We start from the raw sequence: 18,581 nt of genomic DNA, 5'->3' as shown, positions 1-18,581 counted from the left end.
GCAAACTTCTGGATCAAGTCATCAAGGCACACGCCCGCTGGCGTTGGCGCGCCTGAATCTTTTCTGCCGGCCCCGCCGGATCTGTATCGCTTTGCCTTCCTTGCCCGTTTGAAATGCCGCTGTGCCGACGCATCTTCCTGCGTCCGACATCGTGCAGCGCCCTGCGGGCAAGTCATCTGAAGGCTGTCTCCAAGTCAGAATTCAAGAGGTTCGAAACGCCATGTTGCTGATGATCGACAACTACGACTCCTTTACTTACAACGTTGTGCAATACCTCGGCGAGTTGGGTGCCGAGGTCAAGGTCGTGCGCAACGACGAATTGACCGTCGCCGAAATCGAAGCCCTCAAGCCTGAGCGCATCGTGGTATCGCCAGGCCCGTGCACGCCGACCGAAGCCGGCATCTCCATCGAAGCCATCAAGCACTTTGCCGGCAAGCTGCCGATCCTCGGCGTGTGTCTCGGCCACCAGTCCATCGGTCAGGCCTTTGGCGGCGATGTAGTGCGTGCGCGTCAGGTAATGCACGGTAAGACTAGTCCGGTATTCCACGAGGACAAGGGCGTTTTCCAAGGTCTGAATCATCCGCTGACGGTTACCCGTTACCACTCGCTGATCGTCAAGCACGATACTTTGCCCGATTGCCTCGAGCTGACCGCGTGGACACAACACGATGACGGTTCGGTCGACGAAATCATGGGCCTGCGTCACAAGACCCTGAACATTGAGGGCGTACAGTTCCACCCCGAGTCGATCCTGACCGAGCAGGGTCATGAACTGTTTGCCAACTTCCTCAAACAAACCGGCGGCACGCGCTAAGGACTTCCCATGAATATCAAGACAGCCCTGAGCCGTATCGTCGATCACCTCGACCTCAGCACCGATGAAATGCGCGATGTGATGCGCGAAATCATGACTGGTCAATGCTCCGACGCGCAGATTGGCGCGTTCATGATGGCCATGCGCATGAAGAGCGAGAGCATCGATGAGATCGTCGGCGCTGTGTCGGTGATGCGTGAACTGGCCGATCAAGTTGAACTGAAGACCCTCGACGGCGTGGTCGATGTGGTCGGTACTGGCGGTGACGGCGCGAACATCTTCAACGTATCCACAGCTTCTTCGTTCGTCGTAGCGGCAGCCGGTTGCACGGTCGCCAAGCACGGCAACCGCGCGGTATCGGGCAAGAGTGGCAGCGCCGACTTGCTGGAAGCCGCCGGCATCTATCTGAACCTGACGCCGGTTCAGGTCGCGCGTTGCATCGACAACGTCGGCATCGGTTTCATGTTCGCCCAGACCCACCATAAAGCCATGAAGTACGCCGCCGGCCCGCGCCGCGATCTTGGCCTGCGCACACTGTTCAATATGCTCGGCCCGCTTACGAATCCGGCCGGTGTAAAGCATCAGGTAGTGGGCGTATTCAACAAGGCGTTGTGCCGGCCACTGGCAGAAGTCTTGCAGCGTCTGGGCAGCAAGCATGTCTTGGTGGTGCATTCGAAGGACGGTCTGGATGAGTTCAGCCTCGCCGCACCGACCTTCGTTGCGGAGTTGAAGAACAACGAAATCAGCGAATATTGGGTCGAGCCGGAAGATCTCGGCATGAAGAGCCAGAGCCTGCACGGTCTGTCGGTTGAGGGCCCGGAGGCGTCGCTGGCGCTGATCCGCGATGCCCTCGGCAAGCGCAAGACCGAAAACGGCCAGAAAGCCGCCGAAATGATTGTGCTTAACGCCGGCGCTGCGCTGTATGCCGCTGACGTGGCCAGCAGTTTGAAACAGGGCGTGGAGCTTGCGCACGACGCTCTGCACACCGGTCTCGCTCGGGAAAAACTCGAGGAGCTGGGTGCCTTTACCGCGGTATTCAAAGTGGAGAATGAGGGATGAGTGTACCGACGGTTCTGGAAAACATTCTGGCCCGCAAGGTTCAGGAAGTCGCCGAGCGTAGTGCTCGAGTCAGTCTGAGCGAGCTGGAAAGTCTGGCCAAGGCGGCCGATGCACCCCGTGGTTTTGCCCAGGCATTGCTGACGCAGGCGAAGAAGAAGCAGCCTGCGGTGATTGCCGAAATCAAAAAGGCATCGCCGAGCAAAGGCGTGATTCGCGAGGACTTCGTCCCGGCCGATATCGCCAAAAGCTACGAGAAGGGCGGGGCGACCTGCCTGTCCGTGCTGACCGATATCGATTATTTCCAGGGCGCCGATGCGTACCTGCAACAGGCCCGGGCCGCGTGCAAACTGCCGGTGATCCGCAAGGACTTCATGATCGATCCTTACCAGATCGTCGAAGCCCGCGCGCTGGGTGCTGACTGTGTGCTGCTGATCGTCTCCGCACTGGATGACGTGAAAATGGCCGAACTGGCCTCTGTCGCCAAAGGCGTTGGTCTCGATGTATTGGTCGAAGTGCACGACGGCGATGAGCTGGAGCGTGCGTTGAAAACCCTCGACACGCCGCTGGTCGGGGTCAACAACCGTAACCTGCACACCTTCGACGTCAGCCTGGAAACCACCCTCGACCTGCTGCCGCGCATTCCGCGCGATCGTCTGGTAATTACCGAGAGCGGCATCCTCAATCGCGCCGATGTCGAGTTGATGGAAATCAGTGACGTGTATTCGTTCCTGGTCGGTGAAGCGTTCATGCGCGCGGAAAATCCGGGCACCGAATTGCAGCGCCTGTTCTTCCCGGAGCGTGGCGTGTCGATCAGCGGTTCGACCCTCGACTGATCAAGTCTTTGCAGGCGCCCGCGTCCCCTGTGGGAGCGGGCTTGCCCGCGAAGAGGCCAGTCAATTCCCTAAAGATTCCAAATCTGCCGGAGCCCTCCATGTCGCTGCCAACCCCCCTGACCATCGAAGCCGGCCTGCAAGCCGAACAGGATTTGTTGGCCTCGGTCTGCGCCGGCGACTCTGAATTCGGCCTCCTGTTCTGGCAACCCAGCGATCGCGCCCTGGTCATGCCACGCCGCCTCAATCGCCTCCCCGCGTTCGACCACGCCTGTGAAGTCTCCGCCGCTGCCGGCTGGCCAGTCCTGCTGCGTGAAACCGGCGGCGAACCGGTCCCGCAATCTGCCGCGACAATCAACATCGCCCTGGTCTACGCGCCACCGCGCAGCGAAGGCGACCTCAATCGCATCGAGACCGGCTACCGTCGCCTGTGCGATCCGATCTGCCAGTTGCTCGATGAGTTGGGCGGCACGTCATCATTGGGTGAAATCGACGGCGCATTCTGCGACGGCCGTTTCAACGTCAATCTCGATGGCCGCAAAATGGTCGGCACCGCCCAGCGCTGGCGCCAGAGCCAGGGCGGCCAGCGTCCGGTCGGTCTGGTGCACGGTGCAATGCTGATGGATAACGAGCGCGAATCGATGGTCGCGGCGGTCAATCGCTTCAACGAAGCGTGCGGCCTGGAGCAGCGGGTGCGGGCGCAAAGCCACATCGCCCTGCATGAGAAATTCAACGCGCCACAGGCCTTGGCGCGTCTTGATGAGCTGTTTCGGTTGATGCTGGCGCAGATGTACAGCGCCTGAGTTTCAGGTTTAACGCGTACCGAAGACCACCATGGTCTTGCCTTTCACATCGACCAGGTTGCGTTCCTCAAGATCCTTGAGCACGCGACCGACCATCTCCCGCGAACAACCGACAATCCGACCGATTTCCTGACGTGTCACCTTGATCTGCATGCCGTCAGGGTGAGTCATCGCGTCTGGCTGCTTGCACAGTTCCAGCAGGCAACGCGCCACTCGACCGGTGACGTCGAAAAACGCCAGATCGCCGACCTTGCGCGTGGTGTTACGCAGGCGTTGTGCGATTTGTCCGCTGAGAACGTAAAGAATGTCTGGATCCTGCTGCGATAATTCGCGGAACTTGGCGTAGCTGATTTCCGCTGTTTCGCATTCGACCTTGGCCCGCACCCAGGCACTGCGTTCCTGTTCCTGGCCCGCTTGTTCGAACAGGCCCAGTTCGCCAAAGAAATCCCCGGCGTTGAGGTAAGCGATGATCATCTCGCGGCCGTCGTCATCTTCGATCAGGATCGTTACCGAACCCTTGATGATGAAATACAGCGTGTCCGAGCGATCGCCCGCACAGATGATGTTGCTCTTGGCCGCATGGCGACGGCGCTGGCAATGCATCAACAGCTTGTCGAGATTCTTGATTTTGGGTGTGGGGGTAATAGCAACCATGGTTGTATCCCGAAAAGACTGCACGGTGATGTTTGGTTTTTTTATGAGGCGCTGAAGGCGGTCGCTACACAGCTGACATGGGCGCCAGCGAATTGGCGCCAGCTTAACAGACACTTCGTCGCAAATTCGAGAAATTACCTACAGCGCAGAGGCATCTGGTCCTAGGAACGTTGCTCGCTGTCCGGGCAAAGCCCTGTGCTAAGCTGGCGACCCTTTTTTTACAGTGGAGTCTGGGCGATGAAGGCACGCATCCAATGGGCTGGCGAAGCCATGTTCCTCGGCGAATCCGGCAGCGGTCATGTCGTGGTCATGGACGGTCCACCGGACGCCGGTGGTCGTAATCTGGGTGTTCGCCCGATGGAAATGCTCCTGCTCGGTGTGGGCGGTTGCAGCAATTTCGACGTGGTCAGCATCCTGAAGAAGTCCCGCCAGGCTGTTGAAAGCTGCGAAGCCTTCCTCGAAGCCGAGCGCGCGACCGAAGATCCAAAGGTATTCACCAAGATTCACATGCATTTCGTGGTCAAGGGCCGCGGCTTGAAAGAAGCCCAGGTCAAGCGCGCCATCGAGCTGTCTGCCGAGAAGTATTGCTCGGCCTCGATCATGCTCGGCGCGGCTGGCGTGGCGATCACCCACGACTACGAAATCGTCGAACTCGGTTGAACCGACATTCAACTATCATAAAAGCAGTGCAGACTCTGGCGATCCCCCGCTGACGTCTGCATAATGCGCCACTTTTTTCAGGGCAGTGATCGGTCAGCCGACGGATCAGCCGCCTGAACAGATAACCAAAATCGCCATCGCGAAGAGGTGTTAACCGTCCTACGCAGGTGCGTCGTTCGCACTTGACGGGCATGCTTGATCACGCGGCCGGGCCGCATACATAGAGAGTTTTTAACGGTGAAAAGCAAACTCAAGCTCCACGGGTTCAATAACCTGACAAAGACCTTGAGCTTCAACATCTATGACATCTGCTACGCGGAAACCCCGCAAGACCAGCAGGCTTACGTCGAGTACATCAATCAAGAGTACAACGCGAAACGCCTGACGCAGATTCTCACCGAAGTTGTTGAGATCATTGGTGCCAACATCCTGAACATTGCCAGTCAGGACTATGAACCTCAGGGCGCCAGCGTCACGATTCTGATTTCTGAAGAGCCGGTAACCCCGACTGAAAGCCAGATTGAAGAGTCGCCGGGCCCGTTGCCCGAAATTATCCTGGCCCACCTCGACAAGAGCCACATCACGGTGCACACCTACCCGGAAATCCATCCGGACGACGGTATTGCAACCTTCCGTGTGGACATCGATGTGTCGACCTGTGGTGTCATCTCACCGCTGAAAGCGCTCAATTTCCTCATTCACCAGTTCGATTCGGACATCGTGACCGTGGATTATCGTGTGCGCGGCTTCACCCGTGACGTTGAAGGCAACAAGCACTTCATCGATCACGAGATCAATTCGATCCAGAACTACCTCTCCGAAGACACTCGCGACGCGTACCAGATGACCGACGTGAACGTGTACCAGGAAAACCTGTTCCACACCAAAATGCTGCTGAAGAACTTCGAACTGGATAACTACCTGTTCGGCGACGCCACCAGCAATCTGTCCCCCGAGCAACGTGCTCAGGTGACCGACCGGGTGAAACACGAAATGCTCGAAATCTTCTACGCGCGCAACATGCCGACCTAAGATTCCCGGGCACAAAAAAGGCGACTACTTCGCGGTAGTCGCCTTTTTTATGGCTGAATACAGGGCCTGTGGGAGCTGGCTTGCCAGCGATTGGGCCCTGTGCGGCAATACACTTCTCAAATCCGATAAGTACTCTTGGTCATCACCTTGGCCAGAATACTCATCCCGAACTTCACCGGCGCCGGAAAACGGAAACCGCCAGCCTCCAGCGCGCTTTCCGCGTGATGTTCTTCATCAATGCGCATCTGCTCAAGAATCGCCCGGGACTTCTCGTCCTCGGCCGGTAACTGCTCCAGATGTTCGTTCAAGTGCTTGCACACCTGATGCTCGGTCGCCGCGACAAACCCGAGGCTGACCTTGTCGCTGATCAACCCGGCCACCGCGCCAATCCCGAACGACATCCCGTAAAACAGTGGATTCAAAACGCTGGTATGGCTGCCCAACTGGTGAATGCGTTGCTCGCACCAAACCAGATGATCAATTTCTTCTTCGGCAGCGTGCTCCATCGCCTCGCGTACCTGCGGTAGCTTGGCCGTCAACGCCTGCCCTTGATACAGCGCCTGGGCGCAGACTTCACCGGTATGGTTGATGCGCATCAGACCGGCAACGTGGCGGGTGTCCTCGTCGCTCATTTGCGTTTCTGGTTGCAAAATCGCTGGCGACGGACGGTACGGCTGGCCACTGAAGGGTAGCAGGGTACGCATCGCGGCATCGGCTTGCAGCAGAAGACGGTCAATCGGCGAGTAGTGACGTTGGGTAGTCATGCTGACCTCCGGGAAGAATCTCGGCGGCCAGTTTAACCGAATCGGCCGGGGAAGGTTTGCGCTGGGTCATCAGTCACACTGGATGTGCTTGTTGCTTTATGTAGGAGCTGCCGAAGGCTGCGATCTTTTGATCTTGTTTTTTGACACTCGAAGATCAAAAGATCGCAGCCTGCGGCAGCTCCTACACACAGGTTTGCTGTGGATCAGCCCGGTGGCCAGTTCATCTGGCGCTGACCGAGTACGTGCATATGAATGTGGTAGACAGTTTGCCCACCCTTCTCATTGCAGTTCATCACCACGCGGAAACCGTCTTCGCAGCCCAACTCCAGCGCCAGACGCTGCGCAGTGAACAGGATATGCCCGGCCAGTGCCTTGTCGTCTTCGGTCAGGTCATTGAGGGTGCGCACCGGTTTTTTCGGGATCACCAGGAAATGCACTGGTGCCTGAGGGGCGATGTCGTGGAACGCCAGAACCTGGTCGTCCTCGTAAATGATCCTGGCCGGAATCTCCCGGTTGATGATCTTGGTGAACAGAGTATCCACTGCTGTTTTCTCCGTTGTTTGGGCTGGTCTGAGTGTACTCAGGGCGGCTTATCCCGCCCAGTGTTTTACCTGTAGGGTATTTCAGCGCGGGCAGTAAGCCTTGTTGACCATGCCGACAATGGTGCGATTGAGCCAGCGCGAACCCAATCGCGGCAGGAAAGCGAACCAGCGGTTGCGGCGTCCCGGAATGATGATCGCGCGGTTCTTGTCGAGGGCGCGAACGGTGTACAGCGCGACCTCCTCGGGGCTCATCAGCAATTTGCTGTCTTTGAGTTTGTCGCTGTTCAGTTGCGCCGTACGGAAAAATGCCGTGCGCGTCGGGCCGGGGCAGAGCACTGAAACCTTCACCGCACTTTGTTTGAGTTCAACCCGCAAGGCTTCGGAGAAGTGCAGCACATACGCCTTGCTGGCGTAGTAAGTGCTCATCCACGGGCCTGGATTGAACGCGGCCACCGAGGCGACATTGAGAATCTGCCCACCACCCTGCAGCGCCATGCTGTTGCCAATGGCGTGGCAGAGGCGGGTGAGGGCGAGGATGTTCACTTCGATCAGATCCTGCTCGGTCATCCAGTCCTGCGCGAGAAACGGGCCGCAGGTGCCGATACCGGCGCAATTGACCAGCAAGTCGATCTGCCGGTCACCTTCTTCGAGTTCCAGCAGGAAGCCGGACAGACGCAATGGCTCGCCCAGATCGCAGGCGCGGAACAGTACTTCGACGCCAAAACGCTGGGTCAACTCGATCGCAATGCTTTCCAGCTGATCACGCTGTCGGGCCACCAGAATCAGGCTGCGGCCGCGCCGGGCCAGCGCCTCGGCCATGGCCAGGCCAATGCCGCTGGAGGCGCCGGTGATCAGTGCGTAACGGGTCATGCAATTCTCCATCGCAACAGCTCCGCGCCGACGACGCGGGTGTCACGGCGGGGAGCGCTGTTCATTCTTTCGCAGAGTCTACAGGGGCCTGCGCCGCTTCGGCTGCCTCATCGGCGGAATCCGCTGGCGCTTCGACCTCTACTTCGACTTCATCAGTGGTCACCGAGCCACTTTCGTAGCTGCTTTCCAGATTGCTTTCATATTCCTGCTGGATGGCCGAGATCCCGCCGAGCATTCCACCGACAAAGATCAGTGCGAAGAACACGATCCACAGGGAACACAGCACCTTCACTGCGCTGCTGTTTGGCGGCGGGGGAGGGCCGTAGCGATTGGCGCCGGTGTTGCCCGGTACGACCATGATCACCAGCGGGAAGAAGCTGCCCACGAATGGCACCAGGTTCAGCAGCCAGAGCCAGCCTGACCAGCCGATATCGTGCAGACGCTGGACGCTGAACAGAATGCTGACAATCAGGAACGCGATAAACAGGAAGAACGCGAAGATTCCGCCGATGATCAGGCCAGTGGTGGAATCGCCGCTGACCAGCCCCAGAGCCAGCAAGGCGAACACGCCGACAATGGGCAGGGTCACCAGGCTCAGGACCATCGTCCATGCCAGAAAACGCAGGCGGCCGATTCGCCCTTCTACGCTGAACGGCTTGAGCGTGGCGAACGCCGGCAGACTCTCGCCGACGGTGGCACGCGGTGGTGCGTAAGGGGAGTCAGGTTCCGCTATGGCAGCTGAATGCTCGTGTACGTCGGAAAGATTCAGTTCGATCGTCGTTTCAGCTTCGATGCGCGCATCGATTCCGGTTTTACTCAGCGCTTGCAGATAGGTCTGCGCATCGCTGTGGGACAAATCACGTTTGAGTGCGACGGTGCGGCCATTGAACAGGCGCTCGATTGCGACGACGTCACTCTTGAACAGATCCGCCAGGTTGAGTTTGGCAGTGGTGATATCGACACCGGGCTGTAGAGCTCCGTCGAATACGATCTTGTAACGGGGTTCGCTCATGGCCGAGGCATCCTTGTCGCGAATAGATTGAAAGGTCAGCAGTGTAAGGCCAGCCCAGTGGGGCTGGCCCGATTTTTCTTAGCGCGGCCAGCGTTGCGGTAGCTGGGCTGCACGTTCCTGTGCCTGGCGATACTCTGCGTCCAGCCGTGCGATCAATTGATCCACGCTCGGCAGATCCTCGATCTGCCCTACGCCTTGACCGGCCGACCACACGGTTTTCCAAGCTTTGGCCTCATCGCTGATCGGCTTCAACTTGTCACCGAAATTCACTTCGCCTTTTCCTTGCAGGGCGGCCATGTCGAAACCGGCTGCCTCCAGGCTCTGACGCATAAAACTCGCCGGCACTCCCGAGACCGCTGGAGTATGGATGATGTCCGAAGCCTTGGCTGTCAGCAGCATCTCCTTGTAGGCGTCAGGCGCATGACTTTCCGTGGTGCCGATAAATCGCGTACCGAAGTAGGCCAAATCCGCGCCGAGCAGCTGTGCGGCAAGAATCTCATGACCGTGGTTAAGACATCCTGCAAGCAGCAGGGTTTTATCGAAGAACTGGCGGATCTCGGCAATCAGCGCAAACGGACTCCAGGTGCCGGCATGCCCCCCGGCGCCGGCCGCCACGGCGATCAAACCGTCGACACCCGCCTCGGCCGCTTTCTCGGCATGTCGGCGAGTGGTGACGTCATGGAACACCAGACCGCCATAGCTGTGTACCGCGTCGACCAACTCCTTCACTGCGCCGAGGCTGGTGATAACGATCGGTACTTTGTGCTCGACGCAGATGTTCAAGTCCGCCTGCAAGCGCGGGTTGCTGTTGTGAACAATCAGGTTCACCGCGTACGGCGCCGGGTTGTCCAGTGTCGCCAGTCCCGCTTCGATCTGTTCCAGCCAGGCTTTGAACCCGCTGCTTTCGCGCTGGTTCAGTGCCGGGAAGCTACCGACCACGCCATTGCGGCAGCAGGCGAGGACGAGTTCCGGGTTGGAAATCAGAAACATCGGCGCGGCCACTACAGGCAGACGCAGACGTTGTTCGAGCAAAGCGGGCAGCGACATTATGAGTACCCCAAAGATCTGTTCTTGTTGAAGTTAGAACGGCTTGACCACGACCAGAATTACGATAGCCAGCAATATCAGAACCGGCACTTCATTGAACCAGCGATAAAAGACATGGCTGCGGGTGTTTTCGCCACGGGCAAAACGTTTTACCTGCGCGCCACACATGTGGTGGTAGCCGATCAGCAAGACGACGAGCGTCAGTTTGGCGTGAATCCAGCCACCCATGCTGAAGATGCTCGGGTTGAGATAGATCAGCCAGCCGCCGAAGATCAGCGTCGCAATCATCGCCGGGCCCATGATGCCGCGGTACAGCTTGCGTTCCATTACGCTGAAGCGTTCTTTGCTGATCGTGTCTTCGCTTTGCGCGTGATACACGAACAGACGCGGCAAGTAGAACAGCCCGGCAAACCAGCAAACGATGCTGACAATGTGAAAAGCTTTGATCCATAGATAGAGCATTTTTAGTTATTCCAGGTTCACGGTAAGCCGGATAGTAGAGGCTTGAGCGTCCGCACGTCACCTTGACGGTTGTCGCAGGGCCGCGCGGCCCCTATTATCGACGGCTTTCCAGTGGGTTCTTTGAGGGCAGGTTATGGTCAAGGTCGGTATCGTCGGCGGCACGGGTTACACCGGTGTCGAATTGCTGCGTCTATTGGCACAGCATCCGCAGGCAGAAGTGGTGGTGATCACTTCCCGATCCGAGGCCGGTCTGGCCGTGGCTGACATGTACCCGAACCTGCGCGGTCACTTCGATGGCCTCGCCTTCAGCGTGCCGGACATCAAGACCCTCGGCGCTTGCGACGTGGTGTTCTTCGCCACGCCGCACGGTGTGGCTCACGCATTGGCCGGTGAACTGCTGGCAGCGGGCACCAAGGTCATCGACCTGTCGGCCGACTTCCGTCTGCAAGACGCTGAAGAGTGGGCGAAGTGGTACGGTCAGCCGCACGGCGCGCCTGAGTTGCTGGACGAAGCTGTTTACGGTCTGCCGGAAGTCAATCGCGAGCAGATCAAGAAGGCCCGCCTGATCGCGGTGCCGGGTTGCTACCCAACCGCTACGCAGCTGGGCTTCCTGCCGTTGCTCGAGGCTGGTCTGGCGGATACTTCGCGTTTGATCGCCGACTGCAAATCCGGCGTCAGCGGTGCCGGTCGCGGTGCGGCTGTCGGCTCGCTGTACTCCGAAACGTCGGAAAGCATGAAGGCCTATGCGGTGAAAGGTCACCGTCACCTGCCGGAAATTCGCCAGGGTCTGCGTCGCGCAGCGGGCAAGGATGTCGGTCTGACCTTCGTTCCGCACCTGACCCCGATGATCCGCGGCATTCACTCGACGCTCTACGCGACCGTGGTTGATCGCTCGGTGGATCTGCAGGCGCTGTTTGAAAAGCGTTATGCCAACGAACCGTTCGTCGATGTAATGCCGGCCGGCAGCCATCCGGAAACTCGCAGCGTGCGCGGCGCCAACGTCTGCCGTATTGCTGTTCACCGCCCGCAGGATGGCGATCTGGTGGTGGTGCTTTCGGTGATCGACAACCTGGTCAAAGGCGCGTCGGGCCAAGCTGTGCAGAACATGAACATCCTGTTCGGTCTGGACGAGCGCTTCGGTCTGTCCCACGCAGGTATGCTGCCATAAGGGCAGCTACAAGTTGTAAGCGGCAAGCTTGAAGCTCACAGCTTGAATCTTGCCGCTGCTCCTCTAATAGTTGACCGATTTTCTCGGACAAGCGGATAATGCGCGTCATCACGCATTATGGCGGCGTAACGCCGGGAGATAGTCAGCATGAGCGTCGAATCCTTCACCCCCACGGCTTTGCAATTCACCCACGGTGCCGCGCACAAGGTGAAGAGCCTGGTCGATGAAGAGGGGAATGATCGCTTGAAGCTGCGCGTATTCGTTACGGGCGGCGGTTGTTCAGGGTTTCAGTACGGCTTCACTTTCGATGAGGATGTGGCCGAGGACGACACCATCGTCGAGCGCGAAGGCGTGAGTCTGGTGGTAGATCCGATGAGCTTCCAGTACCTGGCCGGTGCTGAAGTGGACTACCAGGAAGGTCTGGAAGGTTCGCGCTTCGTGATCAAGAACCCTAACGCCACCACGACGTGTGGTTGCGGGTCTTCGTTCTCGATCTGATCGCGCCGCGCTTCAGACAGCAAAACGCCGCAGAGCCTTACGGTTCTGCGGCGTTTTGCTGTCTGATCGTTAAGCGGGATAGATGGCGCCGAGTACTCGAAGTCCGCGGGCGCCGGTGACGCTTGGGCGGTTGGCGGCGATGCCTTCGAGACAGCAGTGGGCCAGCCAGGCGAAGGCCATGGCTTCCACCCAGTCCGGGTCAACGCCGTGGGTGGCTGTGCTGGCGACGGTTGCGTTTGGCAGCAGGGCGGCCAGCCGCTCCATTAGTGTAGTGTTGTGCGCACCGCCGCCGCAGACCAATAACTCTTGAGTATCGGCTTGGGCGCTTTGCAGTGATTCGATAATGGTCAGTGCTGTCAGTTCAAGCAGTGTGGCTTGTACGTCCTCAGCAGCAAAGTCTGGCAGACGCGAAAGGTGTTGTTCCAGCCAAGGCAGGTTGAACACTTCGCGGCCGGTACTTTTCGGGCCCTTGGCGACAAAGAACGGATCGCTGAGAAGCGCGTGCAGCAACGTCGGCTCAACTGAACCTGTTTTTGCCCAGTCGCCATTGCGATCATAGTTTTCGCCCCGTTGCTGGTGGATCCAGGCATCCAACAGAACATTCCCAGGGCCACAGTCGAAACCGGCTACAGGTCTGGTCGGTTCAATCAGACTGAGATTGCTGAAACCGCCGACATTCAAGACTGCCTGGTTACCGCTACACTCTTCGAATAACGCTTCATGGAAGGCTGGAACGAGAGGTGCACCTTGGCCACCGGCGGCGACATCGCGGCTGCGGAAGTCGCTGACTACGGTGATGCCGGTCAATTCAGTCAGTAGGGCAGGGTTGCCGATCTGTACGGTAAAGCCTCGCGCGGGTTCGTGGCGAATGGTTTGGCCGTGGCTGCCAATCGCACGAATGGCGTCGGGTTTGAGTTGCTGCTGATCGAGAAGTATGTGAATGCCCTGTGCCGCGAGCTTGACCCAGTTCTGCTGGGCAATCGCCGAGCGGGCGATCTCGTCAGGACCGCTGGCGCACAAGCCAAGCAGCTCGGCGCGCAGCGATTCAGGCATGGGGATGTAGTGCGTGGCGACCAGTTTGATCGCCGAGGTCAGTTCGATCAGGGCAATGTCCAGACCGTCGAGGCTGGTTCCGGACATCACACCGATATACAGGGCCATGACTTAGCGCTTGCTCGAGGCCAGCATGGTGGCCTTCTCTTGATCCATGCGCGCCATCAGTGGTTGGCTCTGAGCGAGGAAGCGAGCGCGCTCGGCTTTGGCGATCGGGTCGGCCATTGGCAGCTTCTGGCCCAGAGGATCGACGTGAACGCCATTGACCTGGAACTCATAGTGCAAGTGAGGGCCGGTGGACAGGCCGGTAGTGCCGATGTAACCAATGACCTGGCCTTGCTTGACGGTGCCGCCGGTTTTCACTCCTTTGGCGAAGCCTTGCATATGGCCGTATAGAGTGCGGTAGGTGTTGCCGTGCTGGATGATCACGGTATTGCCGTAGCCACCACGGCGTCCGGCGAGCAGCACTTTGCCGTCACCGGCAGCCTTGATTGGCGTACCGCGCGGCGCAGCGTAATCAACGCCCTTGTGAGCGCGGATCTTGTTGAGGATCGGGTGCTTGCGGCCCATGGAGAACTTCGAGCTGATGCGTGCGAAGTCCACCGGCGTACGGATGAACGCCTTACGCATGCTGTTGCCATCAGCCGTGTAGTAGCTGCTGTTGCCTTGCTTGTTGGTATAACGCACGGCGGTGTAGGTCTTGCCGCGGTTAGTGAAGCGAGCGGACAGGATCGGTCCGGTGCCGACGGCTTTGCCGTTGACCACTTTCTGCTCGTAGATCACATCGAATTCGTCACCCTGGCGGATGTCTTGAGCGAAATCGACGTCGTAGCCAAAGACGCTGGCCATATCCATGGTCAGGCTGTGCGAGAGGCCAGCACGGGCTGCGGATTGTGAAAGTGAGCTATTGATGACGCCGTGCACGTAAGCGGTGCGAACGGTCGGTTTTGCGGTAACCCGGTTGAAGGCATAACCCTTGTCATTCTTGGTCAGGGTAATGGTTTCGACGTCACTGACCTTGCTGTGCAAACTGGTCAGTTGGCCTTCAGGATTCAATTCGAATTCGAGTTTTTGGCCGTGCTTGAGCTGGCTGAACTGTTTGGCTTGTTTGTCGCTGGCCAGAACTTCATGTACGGACGCAGCCGGCAGGCCGACTTTTTCGAACAAGGTCGACAGCGTATCGCCCTTGGCAACGATGACTTCACGATGACCTGGTGCTTTTGGCTTTTCGGCGGCCGGCGCTGGTGCCGCTTCTGCGGTTTGCGCGGTGTTCTCGTCACTGTTTTCGATTTGAGCAAATGGCGAGGCTACTGACTCATTTGTGGCTTGAACCGCATCAGCTGCGTCTTGATCTTGTGTCAGTTGTTCAGCAGGACTTTCCAGTTCAAGGCTCAGGGTCGTCTTTTTGGCTTCAACATCACTGGAAGGAAATACCAGGAGTGCCAGGCTGAGAAGGGCGGCGATTCCACTTGCGGCAAGCAGGTGGGTCTTCGGGTAAAGCGGCGGCGCTTTAGACGGTTCTGTGGTCATAGGTAATTTTGACTTTGAAAAATGATGAATTGGAAAAGATGAATGACATGATGAAGATGAAATAACTGTATAAAATATAACCAAATCATCTCTGAAGCAAGTCTACAGACATCGTGTCTGTGGATTGGTGTCCGTGCGCCGGGCAAAACTTGTAATTGGTGCGCGATCTTGTATGGTTGGTTCCCTTTGAATCTGAGCCTTGCGGGTCTGTTATGAAGTCGGTTGAAGAGCAGCTAGCGCTGATTAAACGTGGTGCGGAAGAACTGTTGGTCGAGTCCGAGCTGATCGAGAAGCTCAAGCGCGGCCAGCCGCTGCGTATTAAGGCAGGCTTTGATCCAACCGCTCCGGATCTGCACTTGGGTCATACCGTGCTTATTAATAAGCTGCGTCAGTTTCAGGAACTGGGGCATCAGGTGATCTTCCTTATAGGTGACTTCACCGGGATGATCGGTGATCCGAGTGGCAAGAGTGCTACTCGTCCTCCGCTGACTCGCGAACAGGTTCTGGAAAACGCCGAGACTTACAAAACTCAGGTTTTCAAGATTCTCGATCCGGCGAAAACCGAAGTCGCGTTCAACTCCACCTGGATGGATCAGATGGGGCCGGCCGACTTCATTCGTCTGACCTCGCAGTACACCGTCGCTCGCATGCTCGAGCGTGACGACTTCGATAAGCGCTACACCACCAATCAGCCAATCGCTATTCACGAGTTCCTTTACCCGCTGGTGCAGGGTTACGACTCGGTGGCTCTGCGTGCGGATGTCGAGTTGGGTGGTACCGATCAGAAGTTCAACTTGCTGATGGGGCGTGAGTTGCAGCGTGGTTATGGTCAAGAGGCTCAGTGCATTCTGACCATGCCGCTGCTCGAAGGTCTGGATGGTGTGAAGAAGATGTCCAAGTCCTTGGGCAACTACGTCGGTATTCAGGAAGCGCCGGGCGTCATGTACAGCAAGCTGGTTTCGATTCCGGATGCATTGATGTGGCGTTACTTCGAGCTGCTCAGCTTCCGCTCGATGGACGAGATCAATGCGTTGCGTGCCGATGTTGAGGCAGGCGCCAATCCGCGCGACGTCAAAATCAAACTGGCTGAAGAGATCGTTGCGCGCTTCCATGGTGAAGAGGCTGCGGCCAATGCTCATCGTGCAGCGGGTAACCGTATGAAGGATGGTGAGTTGCCGGATGATCTGCCGGAAGTCGAACTGGCTTCCGCTGAGGACATGCCGATCGCGGCAGTCCTTAATAAAGCAGGCCTGGTGAAAAACTCGGCAGCGGCACGCGACCTCTTGGCGTCCGGCGGTGTGCGCGTTGATGGTCAGGTGGTTGATCGCTCCTTTATATATGTACTGGGCGCGACCCACGTTTGCCAGGCAGGCAAGAAGGCATTTGCACGTATCACGCTGAAATCTGAGTGATACTGAAAATAAGTGTTGACGGCGAATTTCAGATGTCTATAATTCGCCCCACTTCCGGCGCAGTCGAAACGGAAAACTCCTTGAGATTCAAAGAGTTATGTAGGTTTCGACAGCAGGTTGCTTCAGTTCATCGAAGCCAAAAGGAAGTTGAAAAAGAGGTGTTGACAGCAGCGTGTAACGCTGTAGAATTCGCCTCCCGCTTCGGAGAGATCTGAGGCGCAAGTGGTTGAAGTTGTTGAAGAATTCTTCGAAAACTTCTGAAAATAATCACTTGACAGCAAATGAGGCTGCTGTAGAATGCGCGCCTCGGTTGAGACGAAAGATCTTAACCAACCGCTCTTTAACAACTGAATCAAGCAATTCGTGTGGGTGCTTGTGGAGTCAGACTGATAGTCAACAAGATTATCAGCATCACAAGTTACTCCGCGAGAAATCAAAGATGTAACCAACGATTGCTGAGCCAAGTTTAGGGTTTCTTAAAAACCCAAAGATGTTTGAACTGAAGAGTTTGATCATGGCTCAGATTGAACGCTGGCGGCAGGCCTAACACATGCAAGTCGAGCGGATGAGAGGAGCTTGCTCCTGGATTCAGCGGCGGACGGGTGAGTAATGCCTAGGAATCTGCCTGGTAGTGGGGGACAACGTTTCGAAAGGAACGCTAATACCGCATACGTCCTACGGGAGAAAGCAGGGGACCTTCGGGCCTTGCGCTATCAGATGAGCCTAGGTCGGATTAGCTAGTTGGTGAGGTAATGGCTCACCAAGGCGACGATCCGTAACTGGTCTGAGAGGATGATCAGTCACACTGGAACTGAGACACGGTCCAGACTCCTACGGGAGGCAGCAGTGGGGAATATTGGACAATGGGCGAAAGCCTGATCCAGCCATGCCGCGTGTGTGAAGAAGGTCTTCGGATTGTAAAGCACTTTAAGTTGGGAGGAAGGGCAGTAACTTAATACGTTGCTGTTTTGACGTTACCGACAGAATAAGCACCGGCTAACTCTGTGCCAGCAGCCGCGGTAATACAGAGGGTGCAAGCGTTAATCGGAATTACTGGGCGTAAAGCGCGCGTAGGTGGTTCGTTAAGTTGGATGTGAAATCCCCGGGCTCAACCTGGGAACTGCATTCAAAACTGTCGAGCTAGAGTATGGTAGAGGGTGGTGGAATTTCCTGTGTAGCGGTGAAATGCGTAGATATAGGAAGGAACACCAGTGGCGAAGGCGACCACCTGGACTGATACTGACACTGAGGTGCGAAAGCGTGGGGAGCAAACAGGATTAGATACCCTGGTAGTCCACGCCGTAAACGATGTCAACTAGCCGTTGGGAGCCTTGAGCTCTTAGTGGCGCAGCTAACGCATTAAGTTGACCGCCTGGGGAGTACGGCCGCAAGGTTAAAACTCAAATGAATTGACGGGGGCCCGCACAAGCGGTGGAGCATGTGGTTTAATTCGAAGCAACGCGAAGAACCTTACCAGGCCTTGACATCCAATGAACTTTCCAGAGATGGATTGGTGCCTTCGGGAACATTGAGACAGGTGCTGCATGGCTGTCGTCAGCTCGTGTCGTGAGATGTTGGGTTAAGTCCCGTAACGAGCGCAACCCTTGTCCTTAGTTACCAGCACGTAATGGTGGGCACTCTAAGGAGACTGCCGGTGACAAACCGGAGGAAGGTGGGGATGACGTCAAGTCATCATGGCCCTTACGGCCTGGGCTACACACGTGCTACAATGGTCGGTACAAAGGGTTGCCAAGCCGCGAGGTGGAGCTAATCCCATAAAACCGATCGTAGTCCGGATCGCAGTCTGCAACTCGACTGCGTGAAGTCGGAATCGCTAGTAATCGTGAATCAGAATGTCACGGTGAATACGTTCCCGGGCCTTGTACACACCGCCCGTCACACCATGGGAGTGGGTTGCACCAGAAGTAGCTAGTCTAACCTTCGGGAGGACGGTTACCACGGTGTGATTCATGACTGGGGTGAAGTCGTAACAAGGTAGCCGTAGGGGAACCTGCGGCTGGATCACCTCCTTAATCGACGACATCAGCTGCTCCATAAGTTCCCACACGAATTGCTTGATTCATTGAAGAAGACGATAGAAGCAGCTTTAAGCTCCAAGCTGATAGCTCCAAGCTAACAGTTACGCGCTCGAAATTGGGTCTGTAGCTCAGTTGGTTAGAGCGCACCCCTGATAAGGGTGAGGTCGGCAGTTCGAATCTGCCCAGACCCACCAATTTTGTTATGGGGCCATAGCTCAGCTGGGAGAGCGCCTGCCTTGCACGCAGGAGGTCAACGGTTCGATCCCGTTTGGCTCCACCATATAACTGCTTCTGAAAGCTTAGAAATGAGTATTCCATTGAGAATATTGATT

The 18,581-nt window shown here is 57.1% G+C and carries 18 protein-coding genes, 2 tRNA genes and 1 rRNA gene; 12 read left to right on the top strand and 9 right to left on the bottom strand.

Translation table 11 applies throughout. The annotated features are described in order from the left end of the window. Positions 1–220 precede the first annotated feature (220 nt). The 4 genes from RMV17_RS26745 (at position 221) to RMV17_RS26730 (ending at position 3,506) form a co-directional block, all read left to right on the top strand. Positions 221–814 (top strand): aminodeoxychorismate/anthranilate synthase component II, encoded by a 594-nt coding sequence (locus tag RMV17_RS26745; RefSeq protein WP_034155101.1) that lies wholly within the window; start codon positions 221–223, stop codon positions 812–814. Between the two features lie 9 nt (positions 815–823). Continuing rightward, the gene (trpD, locus tag RMV17_RS26740) at positions 824–1,873 is read left to right on the top strand and encodes an anthranilate phosphoribosyltransferase (RefSeq protein WP_034155102.1); all 1,050 of its coding nucleotides are present in this window, start codon (positions 824–826) and stop codon (positions 1,871–1,873) included. Beyond that, on the top strand, positions 1,870–2,706 hold the full coding sequence (gene trpC / locus RMV17_RS26735; protein ID WP_311883767.1) for an indole-3-glycerol phosphate synthase TrpC: 837 nt from the start codon (positions 1,870–1,872) through the stop codon (positions 2,704–2,706). The genes trpD and trpC overlap by 4 nt, the downstream gene beginning before the upstream one ends. Before the next feature lie 98 nt (positions 2,707–2,804). Next, positions 2,805–3,506: a lipoyl protein ligase domain-containing protein gene (locus RMV17_RS26730; protein ID WP_311883765.1), complete on the top strand. Its 702-nt coding sequence runs from the start codon at positions 2,805–2,807 to the stop codon at positions 3,504–3,506. Positions 3,507–3,515: 9 nt separating this feature from the next. On the opposite strand, the gene crp is transcribed toward RMV17_RS26730, so the two are convergent. After that, positions 3,516–4,160, bottom strand: a complete 645-nt coding sequence (crp, locus tag RMV17_RS26725) for a cAMP-activated global transcriptional regulator CRP (protein ID WP_008088598.1) — start codon at positions 4,158–4,160, stop codon at positions 3,516–3,518. A gap of 237 nt (positions 4,161–4,397) precedes the next feature. On the opposite strand from crp, the gene RMV17_RS26720 reads away from it, so the two are divergent. Both RMV17_RS26720 and speD read left to right on the top strand, forming a co-directional pair. Next, on the top strand, positions 4,398–4,820 hold the full coding sequence (locus RMV17_RS26720) for an OsmC family protein (RefSeq protein WP_003228794.1): 423 nt from the start codon (positions 4,398–4,400) through the stop codon (positions 4,818–4,820). 237 nt (positions 4,821–5,057) lie between these two features. After that, positions 5,058–5,852, top strand: coding sequence for an adenosylmethionine decarboxylase (gene speD, locus RMV17_RS26715; RefSeq protein WP_016983471.1), 795 nt, complete (start codon positions 5,058–5,060; stop codon positions 5,850–5,852). A gap of 116 nt (positions 5,853–5,968) precedes the next feature. Here the strand turns inward: speD and coq7 are convergent, their stop codons facing one another. The 6 genes from coq7 to hemJ form a co-directional block, all read right to left on the bottom strand. After that, positions 5,969–6,616 (bottom strand): 2-polyprenyl-3-methyl-6-methoxy-1,4-benzoquinone monooxygenase, encoded by a 648-nt coding sequence (gene coq7 / locus RMV17_RS26710; protein WP_034155106.1) that lies wholly within the window; start codon positions 6,614–6,616, stop codon positions 5,969–5,971. A gap of 203 nt (positions 6,617–6,819) precedes the next feature. Beyond that, entirely contained in the window at positions 6,820–7,158 is a 339-nt protein-coding gene (locus RMV17_RS26705; protein WP_108225179.1) for a histidine triad nucleotide-binding protein, read from the bottom strand. Between the two features lie 81 nt (positions 7,159–7,239). Continuing rightward, entirely contained in the window at positions 7,240–8,028 is a 789-nt protein-coding gene (locus RMV17_RS26700; RefSeq protein ID WP_034155108.1) for an SDR family NAD(P)-dependent oxidoreductase, read from the bottom strand. 61 nt (positions 8,029–8,089) lie between these two features. Continuing rightward, positions 8,090–9,040 carry a DUF805 domain-containing protein gene (locus RMV17_RS26695; RefSeq protein ID WP_311883758.1) on the bottom strand — a complete coding sequence of 317 codons (951 nt, stop codon included), beginning with the start codon at positions 9,038–9,040 and terminating at the stop codon, positions 8,090–8,092. Positions 9,041–9,118: 78 nt separating this feature from the next. Beyond that, a complete protein-coding gene (locus RMV17_RS26690; RefSeq protein ID WP_034155110.1) occupies positions 9,119–10,087 on the bottom strand; it encodes an NAD(P)H-dependent flavin oxidoreductase in 969 nt (322 codons plus the stop codon). Positions 10,088–10,120: 33 nt separating this feature from the next. After that, positions 10,121–10,549, bottom strand: coding sequence for a protoporphyrinogen oxidase HemJ (gene hemJ, locus RMV17_RS26685; RefSeq protein WP_034155111.1), 429 nt, complete (start codon positions 10,547–10,549; stop codon positions 10,121–10,123). 133 nt (positions 10,550–10,682) lie between these two features. Between hemJ and argC the strand changes: the two genes are divergently transcribed. Together argC and erpA are read left to right on the top strand one after the other, a co-directional pair. After that, positions 10,683–11,717 (top strand): N-acetyl-gamma-glutamyl-phosphate reductase, encoded by a 1,035-nt coding sequence (gene argC, locus RMV17_RS26680; protein ID WP_311883755.1) that lies wholly within the window; start codon positions 10,683–10,685, stop codon positions 11,715–11,717. 147 nt (positions 11,718–11,864) lie between these two features. After that, positions 11,865–12,215, top strand: coding sequence for an iron-sulfur cluster insertion protein ErpA (gene erpA, locus RMV17_RS26675; RefSeq protein WP_008077999.1), 351 nt, complete (start codon positions 11,865–11,867; stop codon positions 12,213–12,215). A 69-nt stretch (positions 12,216–12,284) separates the two neighbouring features. Here the strand turns inward: erpA and RMV17_RS26670 are convergent, their stop codons facing one another. Both RMV17_RS26670 and RMV17_RS26665 read right to left on the bottom strand, forming a co-directional pair. Continuing rightward, entirely contained in the window at positions 12,285–13,376 is a 1,092-nt protein-coding gene (locus tag RMV17_RS26670) for an anhydro-N-acetylmuramic acid kinase (RefSeq protein ID WP_311883751.1), read from the bottom strand. A 3-nt stretch (positions 13,377–13,379) separates the two neighbouring features. After that, positions 13,380–14,798, bottom strand: coding sequence for a peptidoglycan DD-metalloendopeptidase family protein (locus RMV17_RS26665; RefSeq protein WP_034155114.1), 1,419 nt, complete (start codon positions 14,796–14,798; stop codon positions 13,380–13,382). A 212-nt stretch (positions 14,799–15,010) separates the two neighbouring features. On the opposite strand from RMV17_RS26665, the gene tyrS reads away from it, so the two are divergent. The 4 genes from tyrS (at position 15,011) to RMV17_RS26645 (ending at position 18,529) form a co-directional block, all read left to right on the top strand. Next, positions 15,011–16,210 (top strand): tyrosine--tRNA ligase, encoded by a 1,200-nt coding sequence (gene tyrS, locus RMV17_RS26660; RefSeq protein WP_311883749.1) that lies wholly within the window; start codon positions 15,011–15,013, stop codon positions 16,208–16,210. Positions 16,211–16,706: 496 nt separating this feature from the next. Next, positions 16,707–18,243 (top strand): 16S ribosomal RNA (locus RMV17_RS26655). Positions 18,244–18,366: 123 nt separating this feature from the next. Beyond that, positions 18,367–18,443 (top strand) — tRNA-Ile (locus RMV17_RS26650). Positions 18,444–18,453: 10 nt separating this feature from the next. Then, positions 18,454–18,529: transfer RNA gene (locus RMV17_RS26645), tRNA-Ala, on the top strand. Positions 18,530–18,581 lie beyond the last annotated feature (52 nt).

Origin of the sequence: Pseudomonas sp. VD-NE ins (assembly GCF_031882575.1) — a bacterium.
In the GTDB taxonomy this organism is placed as follows: Bacteria; Pseudomonadota; Gammaproteobacteria; order Pseudomonadales; family Pseudomonadaceae; genus Aquipseudomonas; species Aquipseudomonas fluorescens_BZ.
Note: the sequence above shows the minus strand (reverse complement) of the source record. Positions and strands in the feature narration are given on the sequence as shown.